General features: G+C 35.7%; 13 protein-coding genes and 1 pseudogene. 4 read left to right on the top strand and 10 right to left on the bottom strand.

Annotated features, from left to right (window positions below):
• The 6 genes and pseudogenes from AC13DP_RS12680 to AC13DP_RS12655 form a co-directional block, all read right to left on the bottom strand.
• Positions 1–243: pseudogene (locus tag AC13DP_RS12680) on the bottom strand (hypothetical protein); the annotation flags it as partial.
• A 340-nt stretch (positions 244–583) separates the two neighbouring features.
• Positions 584–5,452 carry a DNA repair ATPase gene (locus tag AC13DP_RS12675; RefSeq protein ID WP_228250182.1) on the bottom strand — a complete coding sequence of 1,623 codons (4,869 nt, stop codon included), beginning with the start codon at positions 5,450–5,452 and terminating at the stop codon, positions 584–586.
• A gap of 153 nt (positions 5,453–5,605) precedes the next feature.
• Entirely contained in the window at positions 5,606–7,684 is a 2,079-nt protein-coding gene (locus tag AC13DP_RS12670; protein ID WP_013071523.1) for an SPFH domain-containing protein, read from the bottom strand.
• Positions 7,685–7,700: 16 nt separating this feature from the next.
• Positions 7,701–8,411, bottom strand: coding sequence for a hypothetical protein (locus AC13DP_RS12665; protein ID WP_228250181.1), 711 nt, complete (start codon positions 8,409–8,411; stop codon positions 7,701–7,703).
• 5 nt (positions 8,412–8,416) lie between these two features.
• Positions 8,417–9,130 (bottom strand): PspA/IM30 family protein, encoded by a 714-nt coding sequence (locus AC13DP_RS12660; RefSeq protein ID WP_013071521.1) that lies wholly within the window; start codon positions 9,128–9,130, stop codon positions 8,417–8,419.
• 11 nt (positions 9,131–9,141) lie between these two features.
• The gene (locus AC13DP_RS12655) at positions 9,142–9,537 is read right to left on the bottom strand and encodes a YbjN domain-containing protein (protein ID WP_013071520.1); all 396 of its coding nucleotides are present in this window, start codon (positions 9,535–9,537) and stop codon (positions 9,142–9,144) included.
• Positions 9,538–9,827: 290 nt separating this feature from the next.
• Here AC13DP_RS12655 and AC13DP_RS12650 point away from each other — a divergent pair, with 290 nt between their 5' ends.
• Positions 9,828–10,583: a helix-turn-helix domain-containing protein gene (locus AC13DP_RS12650; RefSeq protein WP_013071519.1), complete on the top strand. Its 756-nt coding sequence runs from the start codon at positions 9,828–9,830 to the stop codon at positions 10,581–10,583.
• 38 nt (positions 10,584–10,621) lie between these two features.
• Entirely contained in the window at positions 10,622–11,218 is a 597-nt protein-coding gene (locus tag AC13DP_RS12645; protein WP_228250179.1) for a DUF6134 family protein, read from the top strand.
• Here AC13DP_RS12645 and AC13DP_RS12640 read toward each other — a convergent pair.
• Positions 11,213–11,755 carry a DUF1697 domain-containing protein gene (locus AC13DP_RS12640; protein WP_228250178.1) on the bottom strand — a complete coding sequence of 181 codons (543 nt, stop codon included), beginning with the start codon at positions 11,753–11,755 and terminating at the stop codon, positions 11,213–11,215. The genes AC13DP_RS12645 and AC13DP_RS12640 overlap by 6 nt on opposite strands.
• Positions 11,756–11,865: 110 nt before the next feature.
• Here AC13DP_RS12640 and AC13DP_RS12635 point away from each other — a divergent pair, with 110 nt between their 5' ends.
• Positions 11,866–12,327, top strand: coding sequence for a ferritin-like domain-containing protein (locus tag AC13DP_RS12635; protein ID WP_013071516.1), 462 nt, complete (start codon positions 11,866–11,868; stop codon positions 12,325–12,327).
• 19 nt (positions 12,328–12,346) lie between these two features.
• Here AC13DP_RS12635 and AC13DP_RS12630 read toward each other — a convergent pair whose 3' ends face one another.
• The 3 genes from AC13DP_RS12630 to AC13DP_RS12620 all read right to left on the bottom strand — a co-directional run bounded on the left by AC13DP_RS12630 (position 12,347) and on the right by AC13DP_RS12620 (position 15,892).
• Complete coding sequence (locus AC13DP_RS12630; RefSeq protein WP_013071515.1) at positions 12,347–12,805, bottom strand: universal stress protein; 459 nt, start codon at positions 12,803–12,805, stop codon at positions 12,347–12,349.
• A gap of 15 nt (positions 12,806–12,820) precedes the next feature.
• Positions 12,821–14,350: an FMN-binding glutamate synthase family protein gene (locus tag AC13DP_RS12625; RefSeq protein ID WP_273299546.1), complete on the bottom strand. Its 1,530-nt coding sequence runs from the start codon at positions 14,348–14,350 to the stop codon at positions 12,821–12,823.
• 924 nt (positions 14,351–15,274) lie between these two features.
• Complete coding sequence (locus tag AC13DP_RS12620) at positions 15,275–15,892, bottom strand: hypothetical protein (protein WP_272957657.1); 618 nt, start codon at positions 15,890–15,892, stop codon at positions 15,275–15,277.
• Positions 15,893–16,074: 182 nt separating this feature from the next.
• On the opposite strand from AC13DP_RS12620, the gene upp reads away from it, so the two are divergent.
• On the top strand, positions 16,075–16,734 hold the full coding sequence (gene upp, locus AC13DP_RS12615; RefSeq protein WP_013071512.1) for a uracil phosphoribosyltransferase: 660 nt from the start codon (positions 16,075–16,077) through the stop codon (positions 16,732–16,734).
• The last annotated feature ends 3 nt before the right edge of the window (positions 16,735–16,737 follow it).

Below are 16,737 nucleotides of genomic sequence, written 5' to 3'. Positions count from 1 at the left end.
ATAGACCAGTAAACCCTCTTTAGGATTACTAACAGTATACTTATCGGTTAGGTTTTGTAAATCAACTTTCGGTAATAAAACTCCTTTATTCGTACTTTGAATATGCAAAATAGCCGAAGGATCAGGATTTGCAGTTCCTATACCTACCTGTGCAGATAAATCAAGGATGCCAAAAGAATAGACACAAAGTATTAATAAAAAAGTTAATGCTAAGTCGTTTCTAAGAGGATAATGTTTCTTCATCAAAATTTATATTAAGATAAACTAGACGAAATTAATGTTAATTTTTTTCTTAATAAAAACAAAACGATTATTTACCTAGATATTCGTCTAAAGACACACAAACCTACTGTTCAGTATATTAAGATTTGTGTTTTCTTACATCTGAATGTAGAAAAATACTTACTTTTAGCTACAACTCCCTATCATTAATAATGAAGAATAAAAGTAAATTATTGAAATTCAAGGCAAGGTAAAAACCAAAAATATCTTATAATTGATTAAAACATTAGTCAAATTTTAGTTTATTTTAAAACTGCCCAAACACAATTTTTGTAGATGTTGGGGCAGTATAAAATAAATGTCACTTTTCCAGACCTCTTTGCAAAACCTGTTTAATTCCTTCAAGGTTTTCTGAAAAAGCCATCATTTGCGATAAGACTTGCGCCATTTCGTTTTTATCACCAAAGCCTTTTAGTTTATTATTCTTTAAGAAGGTTTCCTTTATAGCATCCCAACGCAATCTTTCTTCTTCAGAAATATTCCCACGCAATTCTTTAAACTTCAATAAATTGGCTTCTGCAGCAGCAGTAAGCGTTTGTGATTCATTTTCGTAATGTGATAACAGCAAACTGTTTACTTCTTTTTCATTCATTATCGGTACTACTTTAGAAACCAGTTTATTCATATCCCGATAGGAGCCCTGCAACTTAAACGCAGGCTCGGTTCGATATTCATCTTCTGTTCCTGCCGATTTTATATAGGTTTCGTTTACTTTTAAAACCGTATCCCTGATGCTGAGAACTTTTTCCAAAACCGATTTATAATCCTGAATTTCCTGTTGTGTGTGGTTGCCTTTTAATTCTCCGGCATCCGAATTATTTTCTACACGATCAATCAATGTATACACATCATCAAAATTTCTTGACCTTAGTTGGTGCAACACAGGATTTGATGTTAGCGAATTTTCCAACAAGCTTAATTTAAATAAACTTTCTGTATCGCCAATTATATCCCCTAGGTTATAGATATCTGCCCGATTAGAAAGCATATCCGGGATTCTAAATTTCTCACCACTTTCAGTATAAGGGTTCCCCGCCATGATGACACAAAATTTCTTACCGCGCAAATCATAAGTTTTTGATTTTCCGTTATAAATTCCTTCTATCTTTCGGGTACCGTCTGCTAAAGAAATGAACTTTTGCAAAAATTCCGGATTACAATGCTGAATATCGTCCAGATATAACATCACATTATTGCCCATTTCAAAAGCTAAATTCAGCTTTTTTAATTCCTGTCGGGAGGCCGAATTGGTCGCCGCTTCTGGATCTACAGAGGTCACCTCATGACCAATTGCCGGGCCATTAATTTTCATAAACACCAAGCCTAAACGATTGGCAATATATTCCATCAGCGTTGTTTTTCCATAACCCGGTGGTGAAATTAATAACAACATTCCCATCCTGTCAGTACGTCGATTCTCCCCTACACTTCCCAATTGCTTCGCCAAGTTTTCGCCAAACAATGGGAAATAAACCTGATCTATTAATTTATTCCGTACAAAAGAGGTTAACACCCTGGGCTTAAATTCGTCTAATTTTAGCTGCTCTTTTAAATCTTCGGTGACCTGATGTCTTGCTTTTCTGAAGGCGTGAAATGCCGGAACGCTATAATTGAAATACAACTGAAGTTTTTGTGTAAACTCATGAAAATTGAACTCAAATTGCCCATTTTTGATATTTTTATGGTCTCCTTTTAGTTCTGAAATAGCCGCAGATGGATCGATATGATTCACTTCCGGATTTTGCTGTGGAAATAAAATACAACAGGTCGCTTCATCAATATAGTTCACTTGATTTTCTAACAATTTCGACTTAGCAAAAGCCTGAAGCCATTGTTTAACCAGTCTTATTTTTGCGGAATACGATTGTAAACTTTCAACACTGTTTTTAAACTGAGATTCAGCTCTTTCTTTTTTGAGCATTTGTTGAAAATCATCGGCAAGTTTTTTTGCTAATCCGCTCACCACAAACTGATCATCACTTTGTAATTCTTCAAAAAGATATTGTGCCACTTCTAAACTTACTTCCGCAGAAAATAAACCTGTATTTTGTCCAAAATCACTAATAACCAGCTCTAATTCCTGAATCAAAAAATCATATTCGCGGGTGTTTGGAAAATATTTTAAGACCTGTCCCGATGCTTTTATCGAGTTATTGTAGCTCTCTTTTACCTCATTTTCTAGCTTATTCCAAAAATACCTCGCAAAGGCACGAATTTCAGGTCGCCATCTTAATATCCCTAAATCCTGATGTTTTTGCACCAAAATATGTAGAATTTTAGCCGCATCAAAATCATGAACGCCTTTTATATAACCTTCAGAATAATTACTGCTGCTTTCTTCCTGAATCACCTTCAGCAACTCGTCCTCATTTAACCCCGAAAGTATTTCTGGATTTTGATCTTTATAAATTTTAAAGGCTAAAAATGAAGAACGATAAACCGAATCATTTTCAGAAATAAATTCCTGATTCCAGTATTTTCTACTATTATTTAGAATTTCATTTTTCAGCTCCTGGTAAAAATCGGTTCCGCTTAAATGGTAAAATAACTTGTCGTCTTTAAAAACAATACTTAAATCCAGTTCCTGGCGGTTCACCCCGAATTTATGATTACCTAGTTTGATAATATTCTCGCCATCTTCGTAAAGATCCTGCTTGTCTTTTAGTTTTCGCAACGCATCTTCCCTACTTGTTTTTAAAGAAGTTTCAATTTCTTCTGCATTACCGGTATCGTCCAGTTCTCGTAACTGCTCTACGATATCGCGAAGTTTGTTAACCATAAGATCTGAAGCGTAATAGCCGTTAATTTCTGAAACCGATTGTAGACTTTCGGCTTTTTTGCCAATGCTTTTTAAAATACGATCTGAAGCAGTTTGCAGTGCAATGGCTTTTTTATTTCGCTTTTCGTTAATAGTGCTTTTTTTACTTTCAAAAGCATTATAAACTTCTTCCCGCTTTTCGATAATTTCAGTAATAAATTCCTCAAAATCGGCAAATTTACCTTCTAATTCTTCCAGTTGAATACTGACTTTTGTTTGAAATTCATCACATTTTTCAGGAGTTGAAGCGATATCCAGATAATTAATAATACTCTGATCTATAAGTTTTAACTGTGCGGCAAAATCGGCTTTAGCTTCTTTGCTCCCAAGCGACTTTTTCTTGTTTTTAATGGCGGCCTTAAGCTGATTTATCGTGGCAAAGATCAAAGAAATATTATCGATGATTTTGGTAGAATGCGACGTATCTTCGATATCCAGATTCGAAACTATATCGATAAGCATTTCCAGATCGATTGCGATCTGATTGACGTCCTCTTCCAACTTTTTCGCTTCAACAACTTTACTGATCTTATCGAGTTGCTGCTGTTTTTCTTCCACTTTATCATGATAAGGCTGTAGCGCTTTATCCTTAAGTAAGAATTCCACACAACGTCTTGAAATTATAGTGGTTTGCTGGGCAATTTCAGTCTCTAGCGACTTAATAAATCCTTCATTTACATATCTAATTTCATATAATCCAATCACCTCTCCCCGCAAGGCCCTTAGCTGTGAGAGTAATTCTACAAATTCGTTGATATTTTTAAAAGAAGTACTCTTAATTTTACTGAAAAGTTTTTGCGCTTTTTGCTGAATTTCCTGAGTTTGTTTTTCAGCGTTTTTCTTAAGCTGAATCACCTTCTGAAATTCATCGATCGCTGCATTGGCCGCAATATTGATTTCTTTTAACGGCTCGTTTAAAACAGCGGTTTCCTTTTCGTTTAGCCAATAATACGCATCTAAGATATTTTTCGAAGACTTGGCAATATCGGCATACAAACCGTCGTAATTATCTTCTTTACTCAGCAAGGTGATCAGCTCATTAGCTTCAGCCATGGCTTTAACGATATCCTTATTTCCAATTTTATACAGCATAGAATCCTGATGTTCAGATGGCATGATATCACCTTCCAGGTATGGTGTTTGCCAAATCTGGATCATATGATGTTTCGTTTGTTCATCATCAGCTTTAAAATAGCATAATTCGCCATTGGGTAAAATGGTGAAGCCCCCACATACAATAGGTGTTTTTATCTCCTGCTCGATCATATTATAATCCATTAGCAGATAAGTACCCTTAGTGGGCGAATAGAAAACATATAAAAAGTCTTCCCCGTTTGGAGAACTTATGGTTTCTTGATATTTTAGGGCCTGAACTTCATTGGAGAACAGATGAAATTCTCCCGTTTGCAAATAATAGCCATTCGGAAAAATAATACCCTGATCATCTGGCAATAAGACAGCGGTTTCTTTAATGGAATCAATTTTCTGAACCTCCTGCATTTTGTGATTATATACAAAATAGCGGGGCTCTTCCTGAAAAGGTTTGATTTCAAGTGCGATTAAATTTCCAAGATCGGCAAAACGAATTTGACCATCATCCAGGGTTTGATCTTTATACGCTACCGGTTCAGAAAATATGCCCATTCCGTCTTCGGTATTATCTTCGATCTTGATGGTAAGATCGCCACCAATGGTTTCTACAAAAACTTTATCTAAAATCGCTACATGTGAATGCTCCCCGTAACGTTGCATATCCCGGGTAGCTTCCTGCCATTTAAATTGATGTTGCTGCGGATATTTAAATTCATGCTCACTGCGATTATCAATATAAGTGAGCTTATTGTCTTTAATAAGCCACTTAAAGGTCTTAATATCGGTTACGCTTTCACTAAGCTGAAAGACCATATGTAAATAATTGCCGATCCTTGCAAACTTGCTAAAAATGGTATTTCGATAGTATTTATAAAGATTTGAAAAATCGGTTTTAAAGGTTGCATCTTCAAAAAGATTTAAAGCAACCGATCCAAAATGATGATCTTTAAATTCGTAAATACTAAGCACATCAGAAAGGCTAATTTCTGTACGTAATCCAAAATGCACGTTATAGCCAAAAATACAGGTATTTCCCAGTGAAATAATATCCCTGGCCACACAATTATTTTCGGTACTTATCCGATTATTGGCTATTAATTGCGTTTCCAGCGAACCAAAAACCGTTTTTCGGGCTTCATTCAAGGTATTAAGACGTTCCTGTAAATCAGATTTATGAGTGTTAAGACGTTTACGGATAATCTCGTACGTCCCACCATCTAAAGCATCTTTTTGTACCGGCTTTTCTTCGTTAGTATTCATTAGGTTTTGTGGTAAGGGTTAGGGTTGAATTTTAGTCGTTCCAGATCTAATCTGAAATTTCATCGTAAAAACAGGATGCACCCCCTGAAACTAGCCCGCCTAAAAGGACGGGCAGCTTCAGGATGACATTCCTATTTCATAATGTATTATTAACTAAACCTTTAAGGTTGAAACTCGCTGATCAGACAATCCTAAACCTTTAGCCAGGTTGAATAAATTGCCTAACATGGTTTGCTCATTTTGGTCGTTGGAACGACCTTTTAATTCCATGATCAAATTTGCAATCGTAAGGTTTTTGATATCTTCGGAAGAAATTCCGTATTTCTCTGAAAACTCACGCACTTTAGTTAGTAAATTTCCTTTGATATCATCACTCCCTAAGATCGAATCTTTTAAATCCTGAATATTGGTACTGTTTTGTACCAATCTGTCGAATCCTTTCCCTCTGGTAATCTGGCCAATGATCTGATCGAAGAACATGGTTTCTCCTCCAACAATATCAATCTTAGCCGCCTTAAGCGCGTCACTAATGACATGTGCCTGAGCATCGGCAATATCTTTTTGGATGTTGATATGTGCCAGATCTACCTGTAATTCCTTATCCAGTTTCAACTTAAATTCTTCGTGTTCTTTACCAACACCATCAAGTTTCTTCATTGCAGCTGCTTTTTCTTCGATACCTGCAGCGTCAGCAAGCGCTTTTTCCCTAATTACATCGGCGGCAGCTTTACCTTCTTTTCTGCTGGCTTCAGCTTTGGCCTCCATCCCTGCAGCTTCGGCTTTCGCTTTTTTCTCGATAATAAGCGCTTCCATAAGTCCCTGTCTTTCGCTGGCATCAGCTTTCGCATGCATTACTTCAGCTTCAGATAAACCAATGGTGGCTTCCTCTTTCGCTTTAGCTTCAGCAATGGTTTTTCTAGCTTCTGCTTCTTTTTCACTGGCTTCTTTATGCGCCTGGGCTTCGATATTAATTTCTTCGGCTTTTTGCTTGGCTGCTTCTTTTTGTGCTTCAGCAGCTTTAATGGTTTTGATTAATTGCTCCTGAGCGTTGGCTTCAGCAATCGTTACTTTTACTTGCTTTTCACGATCGGCAGTTTTAAAGGCCTGGATATCTTTCATATTCTCCTGCTCTTCTACCACTCCTTTTTCTAACATCACCCTATCCCGAATCACATCCTGAATGTTTTTCTTCTCTACTTCAAGAACTTTTTCTTTCTCAATTTGAGCAAGCGTCACAATACGTTCTCTCTCGGTAGCTTCCAGCATACGATCTTTTTCTACTCTTTCGCTTTCTACCGCTTCTGTCCGTTCTTTGTTTTTCGCCGCCACGATGATTTGACGGTTCATGTTTTCTTCAGCTACTTTTACTTTTTCTTCCGTAGCAATTCTAGCTGTTTCAGATTTTAAACGCTCTTCTTCCGCAACTTTACTCACTTCAGCATTTTCACGGGCTTTGATGTTTGCGATTTCACGCTTTTGCGCTTCTTCTTTTTCCGCCAATTGCTTATCTAATTCCAGTATGGCTTCACGCGCTTCCACATCCTGCTTTCTGATGGTTTTTTCTTCGTCGCGCTTAATAAGGTTCGCTTTCATATTCTGAACCGCAGTAAGCTCTGTAATCTTTTTAATCCCTTCTGAATCCAGAATATTGTCTGGTTTTAAATGGGAAATTGGTGTTTGCTCTAAAAAGTCGATCGCACAATCTTCCAGCGTATAGCCATTAAGATCTGTACCAATGATATTCACAATCTCATCCCTAAATTCACGCCTTGCTTCGTATAATTCGATAAAATCGAACTTTTTACCTACAGTTTTTAAAGCTTCAGAAAATTTAGCTTCAAAAAGATCTTCTAAAGTTTCGATTCTTGATGCACGGTCTACTCCAATAGTTTGCGCTACTCTCTTGATGAAAGAAATATCATTATTCACCCTTACAAAAAAGGCTACTTTAATATCTGCACGCATATTGTCTTTACAAATAAGGCCTTCGTGCTCCATTCTTTCGATCTGGATTTTCTTTACAGAAATATCCATAACTTCCACCTTGTGGAAAACAGGCACTACATAAAGTCCTTTATCCGTGGCTACCTTTGTACCGCCAAAACCGGTACGAACAATGGCACGGCCCTGCGGAACTTTTTTGTAAAACATCGCAATGATTGCGAAGTAGACTACGATTAGGAATAACAATCCCCCTAATCCAATTCCGATAATTGGTAAAATTTGATTCATTTTTTAATAAGTTAAGTTAGTCGTTATAAGATTGTACTAAGAAATAATTTTTATCAGCTGATTGCTTGATAATTAAAATTTTGTCCTGATAATTGAGTTGATGTCCATCCAGGGATTTTACGTAAATCGAATGCGAATCGCCATTAGCATAAATCTCGGCATTTCCCATTTTATCTCCTGAAATGGTGGAAAGTAACACCCCCTGCCGGCCAATATAATCGATTGCCTTATCGCCATCTTTATTCAGATTTTTAAAGAAACCTTTAAATGGTGTGGTAAAGATCTTGGTTATAAATAAAGAGGTGAAAAAACCGGCAATCATAATCGCAAAACCTAAAAAATGATCATACGTATAGGTTAAGGCGGTTGTTAGTGCCGTGGTAAACCACCAGATGAACACAAAACAGGTAAAGGTGAACATAAACGGAAGGCCAACGAAATTGAAATAAATCAAAAGAATTTGCCACCATTTTAGCGGTTGAATTCGTCTGCCTACCACATCCTCTTTATTCAGTTCGGCATTTGACACATCCTGGAATTCCATATTCGCACCATCAGTTGCCAGATCGGCATCGACATCTACATCGGCATCGATATCAATATCCATGTCGTACTCAAAGTCGATACCGCTAATCATGGTGAGCAACCAATAAATGATTAATAGAATACAGAGAATGCTTAAGGTAATATTTACCTCAGAAAATAATATGTCTGTTAAACTGGTCAATTTCGTTATTTTTTATCATCGTTTAAACCCAACTGGTCTTTAAGCTTGCTAAGGTCGTCTTCGGCTTTAGCTTCTGTAGTACTCGCAGCTTTTTCAAGCTCATCATCAATAGATTTCGAGGCGCCGGCAATATCGCCATAAGCTTCTGCCAGTGCTTCTTCCTGGGCTACTTTTTCTTTCATACGCTCCAGCATAGAAACGGTGCTGCTACTATCTATTTCAGCCATTTGCTTATTAAGGCTCTTAGTGGCATTACTCACTTTTACGCGCGCCTTAAGGGTTCTAAGTTCGTTTTCCCAGTTACTGATATTCGATTTGATGGTTTGAATATTTCGTTCTAACTGTGCTACATTTTCATTGAACTTTTTCGCTTCTTCTTCAGATCGTTCTACATGCTTTTGGGCCTCTTCTTTCTTAACCAAAGCTTCGCGAGCCAAACGATCTGATTCGGTTTTATCCATATCGCCACTTTGTCCTTTTTTAAGGATCAAAATCGCTTTATTATGATAATCCTCTTTTTTATCCAGGTATTCTTCCTGGTCGTTTTTAGCTCTAATCGCCAAGGCTTTTACCTGAGCCAAAGCCTCCAGATTTTTCTCTAAATCTAATTTAAGGTCCCTAATTCCCTGTTCGGTTAATTTAATGGGATCTTCCATTTTATCGATTGCTGAATTAGCTTCAGCTTCTCCTATCTTAAATAATCGTTTAAAAATGTTCATAACGTTAAGGTTTAATATTTTGAAAATTCTATAATTTTATCTGAATATTCACTCATCAATAAACTAAGTGAGTTTAACGATCCTTCTAACTCGTTAAGATCTAAGTTCTCTATTTGAAGGGTATCCCTAAAGATCACTGTTTTGCCAGAATCGTCCAGTACAAAGGCGCCATGAATGATATCTCTGTTTTTTTGCAGCAGACTTCGATAAATTTTTTCTGACTGATTATTAATCCTGAATAAGAACTGCTCCATAATTAAAATAGGCGGTGCCACGCCCAGGATAAGGTTTTTAATTGCAAAATTTTCTTTGCGAATCATTAATATTCCCTCGGCTTCGTTCTCAAAATCAATATTGAAGTTCAGCTCTAAAAGAAAATTTTTTGTGATCTGAAAATGATTTTTCATTTAGACAGTATTTTTTGATTGGTGTTAATTTTATGGTATAATAATACAAAAATCTATTTTGTTTTTAAGGTATTATTAACACAATCACCGTAGTAATTATTGCTGTAATCATTGGTTGTTTAGGTTAAAGTTTAAATTTCTAAGTCAAGCTAATTTTTTTAGCACATTACTGATTTGACTAGTCAAATCGATAAATAACCAAATAAATTAGTAATTATCAAATCTATTAGCTAATATTGTTAGATAAAGATACTATAAAAAATCAATATTGCAAATAATTTTAGCAAAATATGTCTCATTTCGGTAAAAATATTAGGAAGATAAGAAATGTCAAAAAATTAAGTCAGCAGGCATTTGCCGAATTATTCGAGCTAAAACGTGGTACATTAGGAGCTTACGAGGAAGAAAGAAGTGAACCGCGTATTGAAACCATTATTAAAATCGCTAATCATTTTAGCATAACCATCGATGATCTATTAACTCAAGAGCTAACTGTTAATAAACTATTGAAGTTTAAAGACGACCTGGCACTACAGGGAAGCTTTCATAAAGAAAAGTTTGCTGAAATTCCCTGTATCACTCCAAAAACCGAAGCCGATTACATATTATATTATGATAAACCTCATTTTATAGAAGACCTTCCTAAACTCCATTTACCGGTAGATCCTGATAAAGAATATAGAGCCTATTTAATTTCTAATCTGGAAATGACAAATAACGATAAGGCGTATTGTCCAAAAGACGTCGTTATAGGAGAGAAAGTTGATCCTAATGATTTTACCAAAATCGATACGAGCAGCCTGGTAATTGCACTGGTACACGGTAAAGTACTTTTTAGGAAATTTTACTATTCATCTTCAAAAATTATACTTAGAGCAAACAATACTAATATTGAAGATATCGAGATAGAATCTGGTGAAATTAAGGAAATGTGGCACGTTTGCTATACGTTTTTTAGAAGGCTTCCTGAAAATAATACAGTTGAAATTGAGCAAAAATTAAATTTTCTGGAACAGGAATTTATGAAATTAAGGGAAAAGTTTTAAAAACTCAAAACAAATTATTTCAGTCAAATCTCCAAATTATGAAATTCACTATTTTTTTACTCGCTTTTTTAGCTATTTCATATAGTGCCTTGTCTCAAAATAAATCGTTTAGTTATGCTGTGGTCCACAAAGGCGATAAAATTGGAAAGTTAGAAGCAATTAAAAAAGTAAACGGTGGAATTACCGAATATCAAACTGAAACCAATATTCAAACCCGAATTTTGGCCAAAATAGAAGTCAATTATAATTTCAGGGGCGTTTTTAATGGACATGAGCTTAAAAATACTGAAGCTCAAATTTTCTTAAACGGAAAAAACCGTACCAGTACTAAAACTATAAAGACAAATGAACATAACTATAAATTTTATGATTCTGGCAAGCTCCAAAAAACCATAAACTCACCTATTTCCTATACCTGTATCCAGTTAATGTTTGAGGAGCCTACCAGTGTGAAGAAAGCCTATAGCGAAGAAACCGGCGAATTTCAGTCATTACGAAAAATAGGTATGCATTCTTATGCTAAAGAAAACGAGAAAGGAAGAGAAAGCTTTTATCATTATAAAAACGGAATATTACAGACTGCAAAAATTGATGCTGGAATTATTGAATTTGAGTTGCAATTACAACCACTATAAATTTTCAAGCATTTCTAAAAGTTTCGTGCAGGTTTTCCAATTTCGGGTGGTACATTCAATCTTCAGTATTTTTTCAGCAACACTGTTATTTATATTTGATTTACTATAACGCTCGGTCGCACAACAAATATACATACAGCTGTTTCCTACTGTAAACGTATCGGGCGAGGCATCAAAAATTTCTAATTTCTGTCGATTTTCTAAAATAGGATCGGTTTTAAAAAAGCAACAGTGTAAACGCTTAATTTCCTCTTCAGCATAAGGATTGCTATCGATGATTGAACTTAAATTTTCTTTAGAAAGTACGATAGTACTTACCTTAAATCCATAATGATCTGCAATTTTCTGCTGAATAAGATTTTCCAAAACATCGGTATTTTCTTCGGAAGCTTTAAATACAATATTACCACTTTGGATATAAGTATTAACTTCCCCGATATACGAAATTTCACATAGCATCTTCCGAAGATCCGCCATCATTATTTTTTTATGGCCTCCCACATTTATTCCTTTTAAGATGGCAATATAGGTTTTCATAAAATTTAGATTAATTAACACCAAAAGCTAAATCCAGGTGAATTTATAAATAATTAAGAGCCTGACCATAAAACAACACCTACTTTTGCTAAATTAATTATCATATTCCTATGGAAAAAATTAATGACCCTAAAAAAATTGCTCAGGCACTGCAAGAGCTTTTAGAAAAAAATCATGACGCAGGAGAGGTGTTTAAAAACGGACTTGAAGATACTGAAAGTGATCTTTTAAAGAACTTCCTGCTTACCCAGGCGCAACAACGAGCTAGATTTACAAAAGAACTGGAAAGAGAAATCTACCAGATAGACGAGGTACCCCACAATGCAGGAACCTTTCAGGGAAGTTTGCAACGTACCTGGATGGATCTAAAAACAATTTTTAGTGATAATGGCGATGAAGTAATTTTGGAAGAATGTCTAGAAGGTGAAAAAGAAAGTGCTGAAGAGTATGAGAGGGCAATAAGAAAATATAACTTTAGTGACGATATTCTAAGAGTCTTAAATGGCCAATTAGATGAAATTAAACATACACTAAAAGCCGTATCTTCATTAAAAGATCTGGAGACCTATTAGTCTCCAGATCTAGGTTTTTTTATCTTTTTATAGGCACCATATAAACCGGTACTTCTGTTTTTTCTAAAACTTTCGAAGCCACCGTACCTACCAGTACTTTTTCTAAAGTAGAATGACTATGCGTTCCCATAACAATTAAATCTGCACCCCATTCTTTTGCATATTTAAGTATGCCACGATGGGTTTCCCCTATTTCTAAAGCCGTAGAAACTTTATCATCATTAAATTGCTTCTTCGCACTCTTAAGGTATTCCTGCGCCATTTCCTGTAATTGTGCAGTTACATTTAAATCAACCCCCATATTCTCGTAGCCAGGATAACCAAGAAATTCTGAATAATTGACGCCATAATGAGAGACCTCGGCTAATACATGAAGTAAACAAACCTCTGCATTCATACTTTTAGCCAGCTCATAACCGGCACTAGCTACCACCTCTGAATTTGGGTGATAATCGATGGCAATTAATACTTTTTTCATAATATAAATATTTGGTTAGGGAGCAACGCGCTCTTCTTTTAAATAAGCCCCGGTAGCTACCGAGGGATAAAATACAGAATAAGATTCAATTTTATCATTTATCTTTTTATTAATCATGGTGCGATTAAGTTCAGAGAGTCTCTCACATCCTGCCGCGGCAAAAAGTTCCAGAAAATCATCTAAAGTTTGCTGCTGATAATTTTTAACTCTTTTCCATTTATCCGCTACTACCAGACCATTCATTAGTCTCCTATCATTTGTAGCCACACCGGTAGGACATTTATTGGTATCACAGCGTAGCGCTTGTATGCAACCAAGCGCTAACATCATCCCACGTGCAGAATTACAGATATCTGCGCCAATACATAAGGCCTTAAAAATATCAAATGCTGTAAAAATTTTTGTTGCTGTTACGACTTTAATATCTTTCTTTAAGTCGAAACCATTTAAAGCGTCTACCACAAAAATTAAAGCTTTTTCCCAAGGCATCCCTACGTAATTAGAAAAATCTATTGGTGCAGCACCTGTTCCGCCTTCGGCGCCATCAACCGTAATAAAATCTGGTTTAATTCCGGTTTCCACCATTTTTTCACAAATCTCAAGAAATTCATCTTTAGAGCCAATGCTTAGCTTAAATCCAACCGGTTTACCGTTGGATAGTACTCTTAACTGTTCAACAAAGCCTAATAATCCTTCTGCATTATTAAATGCTGTATGCCCCGGGGGAGAAAGAACATCGGTATGCGGTTCTACCCCTCTAATTGTTGCTATTTCATTATTATTTTTGGAAGCCGGTAAAACGCCACCGTGACCGGGTTTGGCGCCTTGAGAAATTTTAATTTCTATCATCTTTACTTCCGGCCAATTAGCTTTTTCTTTAAATTGTTCAGGATCAAAATTTCCTTCTTCTGTTCGGCAACCAAAATATCCGGTACCAATTTCCCAAACAAGATCTCCGCCTAATCGGTGGTAATCTGAAATTCCTCCTTCCCCGGTATCATGAAAAAAGTTTCCTTCCTTTGCGCCTTTATTTAAGGCTTCAATAGCATTTTTGCTCAGTGCCCCAAAACTCATTGCTGAAATATTAAATAATGAGGCGGAGTAAGTCTGTTCGCAATCAGGTCCTCCTATATTTACGCGTGGATATTCTTTTTGAACTTTTGTAGGGTAAATACTATGTCGCATCCATTTAAAATTCTCTTCTTCCACATTTAACTGTGTACCAAAAGGGTGCGTTTCTTTTTGAAGTTTGGCACGCTGATAAATATAAGATCGGTGATTACGATCTATAGGTTTACCATCAGTGTCATTTTCGATAAAATATTGATGGATTTCAGGACTTATAAGTTCCAGCATATATCGCATATGCCCCAACAGTGGGAAGTTTCGTAAAATGGTATGCTCTTTTTGAAAAATATCATAGAGCCCTATGGCAAAAAGTACAATCCCGAAAATAGAAAAGCCCCAAACAGGCCAAACGATAGTAAAAATAATTAACCCAACGATTAAGGATACAATTAGAGTAAAGCGAATAGCTTCTCTCATGTCTAGTAAGTTTTTAACATTAGTATGAAATCACTTTATAAAGCTAATTAGCATTTAACTTTTTCTATGCTAAATTCATGTTATAATTTAAACCGGGTTTATCCTACAAAGTTAGAATATAGAAAAGAGACGAGAGAAAAGAGACTTGAAGAAGCAAGAGTAGAAATCAGAACTATAATTTTGAATTTTTTAAGCTGACCGCTTATAGCTGAGGGCTTTTCTGAAATTAGGACGGTTTAATTTAGATTTAGAAAGGTAAAAGAATCTCTTGTCACAGTGCTGTGGAAATCAAGATTTATCCATTCCGTTACGCTTCAGTCGAAATGAAATTTTTTTAAATTTTATAATAGGATTTTGCCATCCCCGACCTTGCAGAGATCTTTTTTTAGATTCAGTATTGAGTAGTTCGTATTTAGAAAATAGACCTTAAATAATGCAAAAAGAAGCAGACCACAACTTTTGAATTTTGGACCCCTATTGTCACGCCTGGGCAATTTGATACGATTCATCTGATCATTCAGTAACCTAAAGGCTAACGGCAGCTGAGTGATTTTCCAAAGAAAAATTAATGGAAGCCATAGTGGTAATTGGAAAAGGTATAAAGTGAAAAATGATAGTTAGAATGTAGGAAAGAGACAAGAAGCAAGATACAGAACTACTAATTTTGAATATTTTTTAAGCTGACCTCTTATACAGAACGGTTTAATTTAAATTTTGAAAAGTTGAAAATACCTTTTATACAGTGATATGAAAATTAAGATTTCTCCATTCCGCTGCGCTTCACGTGCCTGCCGCCGAGGCAGGGTCGAAATGACGATTTTTTTGATTTTATAATTGATTCTAGCTTTAAACTTTTTTTTAAATTCTGAACTTTTTTGACTACAAACTTTTTGAACTTTCAACTTTAAACCTTGAACATTTTAATTACTGCTTAACTACCATTAAACTGGCTTTAGCACCGGTAAGAAGATTCCACTCTTTTGAAACCAGTTGCTGACCATCCTCTCCAAAAACTTTCAGCATAGCTGTATTAGGACCAGATAATCCTTGATTTAATGCTTCAAATTCTATGGTATTAAAACCGCTTTGTAAAGTAACCAATATTGGCTTGTAGGAACCTGTTAATGCTAGGTTATTAAAAATCACCTCTCCGTTTACGGTGATTTTCACCCGATCTCCATCTACAAACTCATGATCCCTACAATATAATTCTACAAATTTACCGTTTGTTTTTACATCACCAAGATATTGATCTTTGGCATATTCACCTTTTGCTTTTTTGTCGGCTTTCCACTCTGCTGCAACACGATCACCTTCGGTTAGGAGTCCGTTTTTATCCTGACGCATATTAATTTTAGGCTCCTCCTTTTTCATAAAAATATCTTCGGTCTCATTATTCACTCTTGGAAGAAAGACAGAATTGCTACCGCTGGTCGCCGGTTTTATGGATCCGCCGGTATTCTTGGTACTCGGGATTTCCTGTGCCTGAATAAAATTAAAGGCTAAAATAAATAATAGTAAACTTAAACTTATCTTTTTCATTTTTCTGCGGAATTAACTTCAGAATATTAATCAAAAATATAGCCAAAAATAATCTATTTATATTGAATTACAGCTTTTTCGCCAGTCAATACTTATTTCTGAAAAATTCTAAAGGGCTTAAGAATAGAATCCTTTCTGATAGTTTGTATATTTAATGCATCTAACCCCTAAACTTTAAATCGATGCACGTTCATCATTTACTAAATAATAACTCTATTGCCAATAAGTTTATTGCCCAACTTCGGGATGTCAATGTTCAGCAGGATCGTATGCGCTTCCGCAGAAATATAGAGCGCTTAGGAGAAATACTAAGTTATGAACTAAGCAGTAAATTACAATATACTACCAAAGAAATTACTAGCCCATTAGGCACTTCTAAAGTTGAAGTCCCTACTAACGACATTGTAATCTGTTCGATTCTTCGTGCCGGCTTACCCTTACATAACGGAATTCTAAATTATTTTGATGATGCTGAAAATTCATTTATTTCGGCTTATAGACATCATCCTAATGATGATGACGAATTTGAAATAAAAGTAGAATATCTGGCCTCCCCCTCCTTAAACGGAAAAACGCTGATCCTTGCCGATCCCATGCTCGCTACCGGCCGTTCATTCGTGAATGTAATGCAAGCTTTAAAACAAATGGGAACTCCAAAAGAAATTCACTTAGTAGCGATCATTGGTGCTGAGGAAGGACTAAAACTTCTTGATGACGAATTTCCGCAAAATACGCATTTATGGATTGCTGCTATAGACCAGAAGTTAGATTACAGGGGCTACATTGTTCCCGGACTTGGTGATGCCGGTGATCTATGCTTCGGAACAAAAAAACAGCATTGATTT

The organism is Zunongwangia sp. L-65, from assembly GCF_056859415.1.
The sequence above is the reverse complement of the archived record's forward strand: the minus strand, read 5'-3'. Positions and strand labels throughout refer to the sequence as shown.

Bases quoted from the DNA above. Each gene is read 5' to 3' on its own strand.
- AC13DP_RS12675 (WP_228250182.1), bottom strand. From the start codon at position 5,452: ATGAATACTAACGAAGAAAAGCCGGTACAAAAAGATGCTTTAGATGGT.
- AC13DP_RS12670 (WP_013071523.1), bottom strand. From the start codon at position 7,684: ATGAATCAAATTTTACCAATTATCGGAATTGGATTAGGGGGATTGTTA.
- AC13DP_RS12660 (WP_013071521.1), bottom strand. From the start codon at position 9,130: ATGAACATTTTTAAACGATTATTTAAGATAGGAGAAGCTGAAGCTAAT.
- AC13DP_RS12655 (WP_013071520.1), bottom strand. From the start codon at position 9,537: ATGAAAAATCATTTTCAGATCACAAAAAATTTTCTTTTAGAGCTGAAC.
- AC13DP_RS12650 (WP_013071519.1), top strand. From the start codon at position 9,828: ATGTCTCATTTCGGTAAAAATATTAGGAAGATAAGAAATGTCAAAAAA.
- AC13DP_RS12645 (WP_228250179.1), top strand. From the start codon at position 10,622: ATGAAATTCACTATTTTTTTACTCGCTTTTTTAGCTATTTCATATAGT.
- AC13DP_RS12640 (WP_228250178.1), bottom strand. From the start codon at position 11,755: ATGAAAACCTATATTGCCATCTTAAAAGGAATAAATGTGGGAGGCCAT.
- AC13DP_RS12635 (WP_013071516.1), top strand. From the start codon at position 11,866: ATGGAAAAAATTAATGACCCTAAAAAAATTGCTCAGGCACTGCAAGAG.
- AC13DP_RS12630 (WP_013071515.1), bottom strand. From the start codon at position 12,805: ATGAAAAAAGTATTAATTGCCATCGATTATCACCCAAATTCAGAGGTG.
- AC13DP_RS12625 (WP_273299546.1), bottom strand. From the start codon at position 14,350: ATGAGAGAAGCTATTCGCTTTACTCTAATTGTATCCTTAATCGTTGGG.
- AC13DP_RS12620 (WP_272957657.1), bottom strand. From the start codon at position 15,892: ATGAAAAAGATAAGTTTAAGTTTACTATTATTTATTTTAGCCTTTAAT.
- upp (WP_013071512.1), top strand. From the start codon at position 16,075: ATGCACGTTCATCATTTACTAAATAATAACTCTATTGCCAATAAGTTT.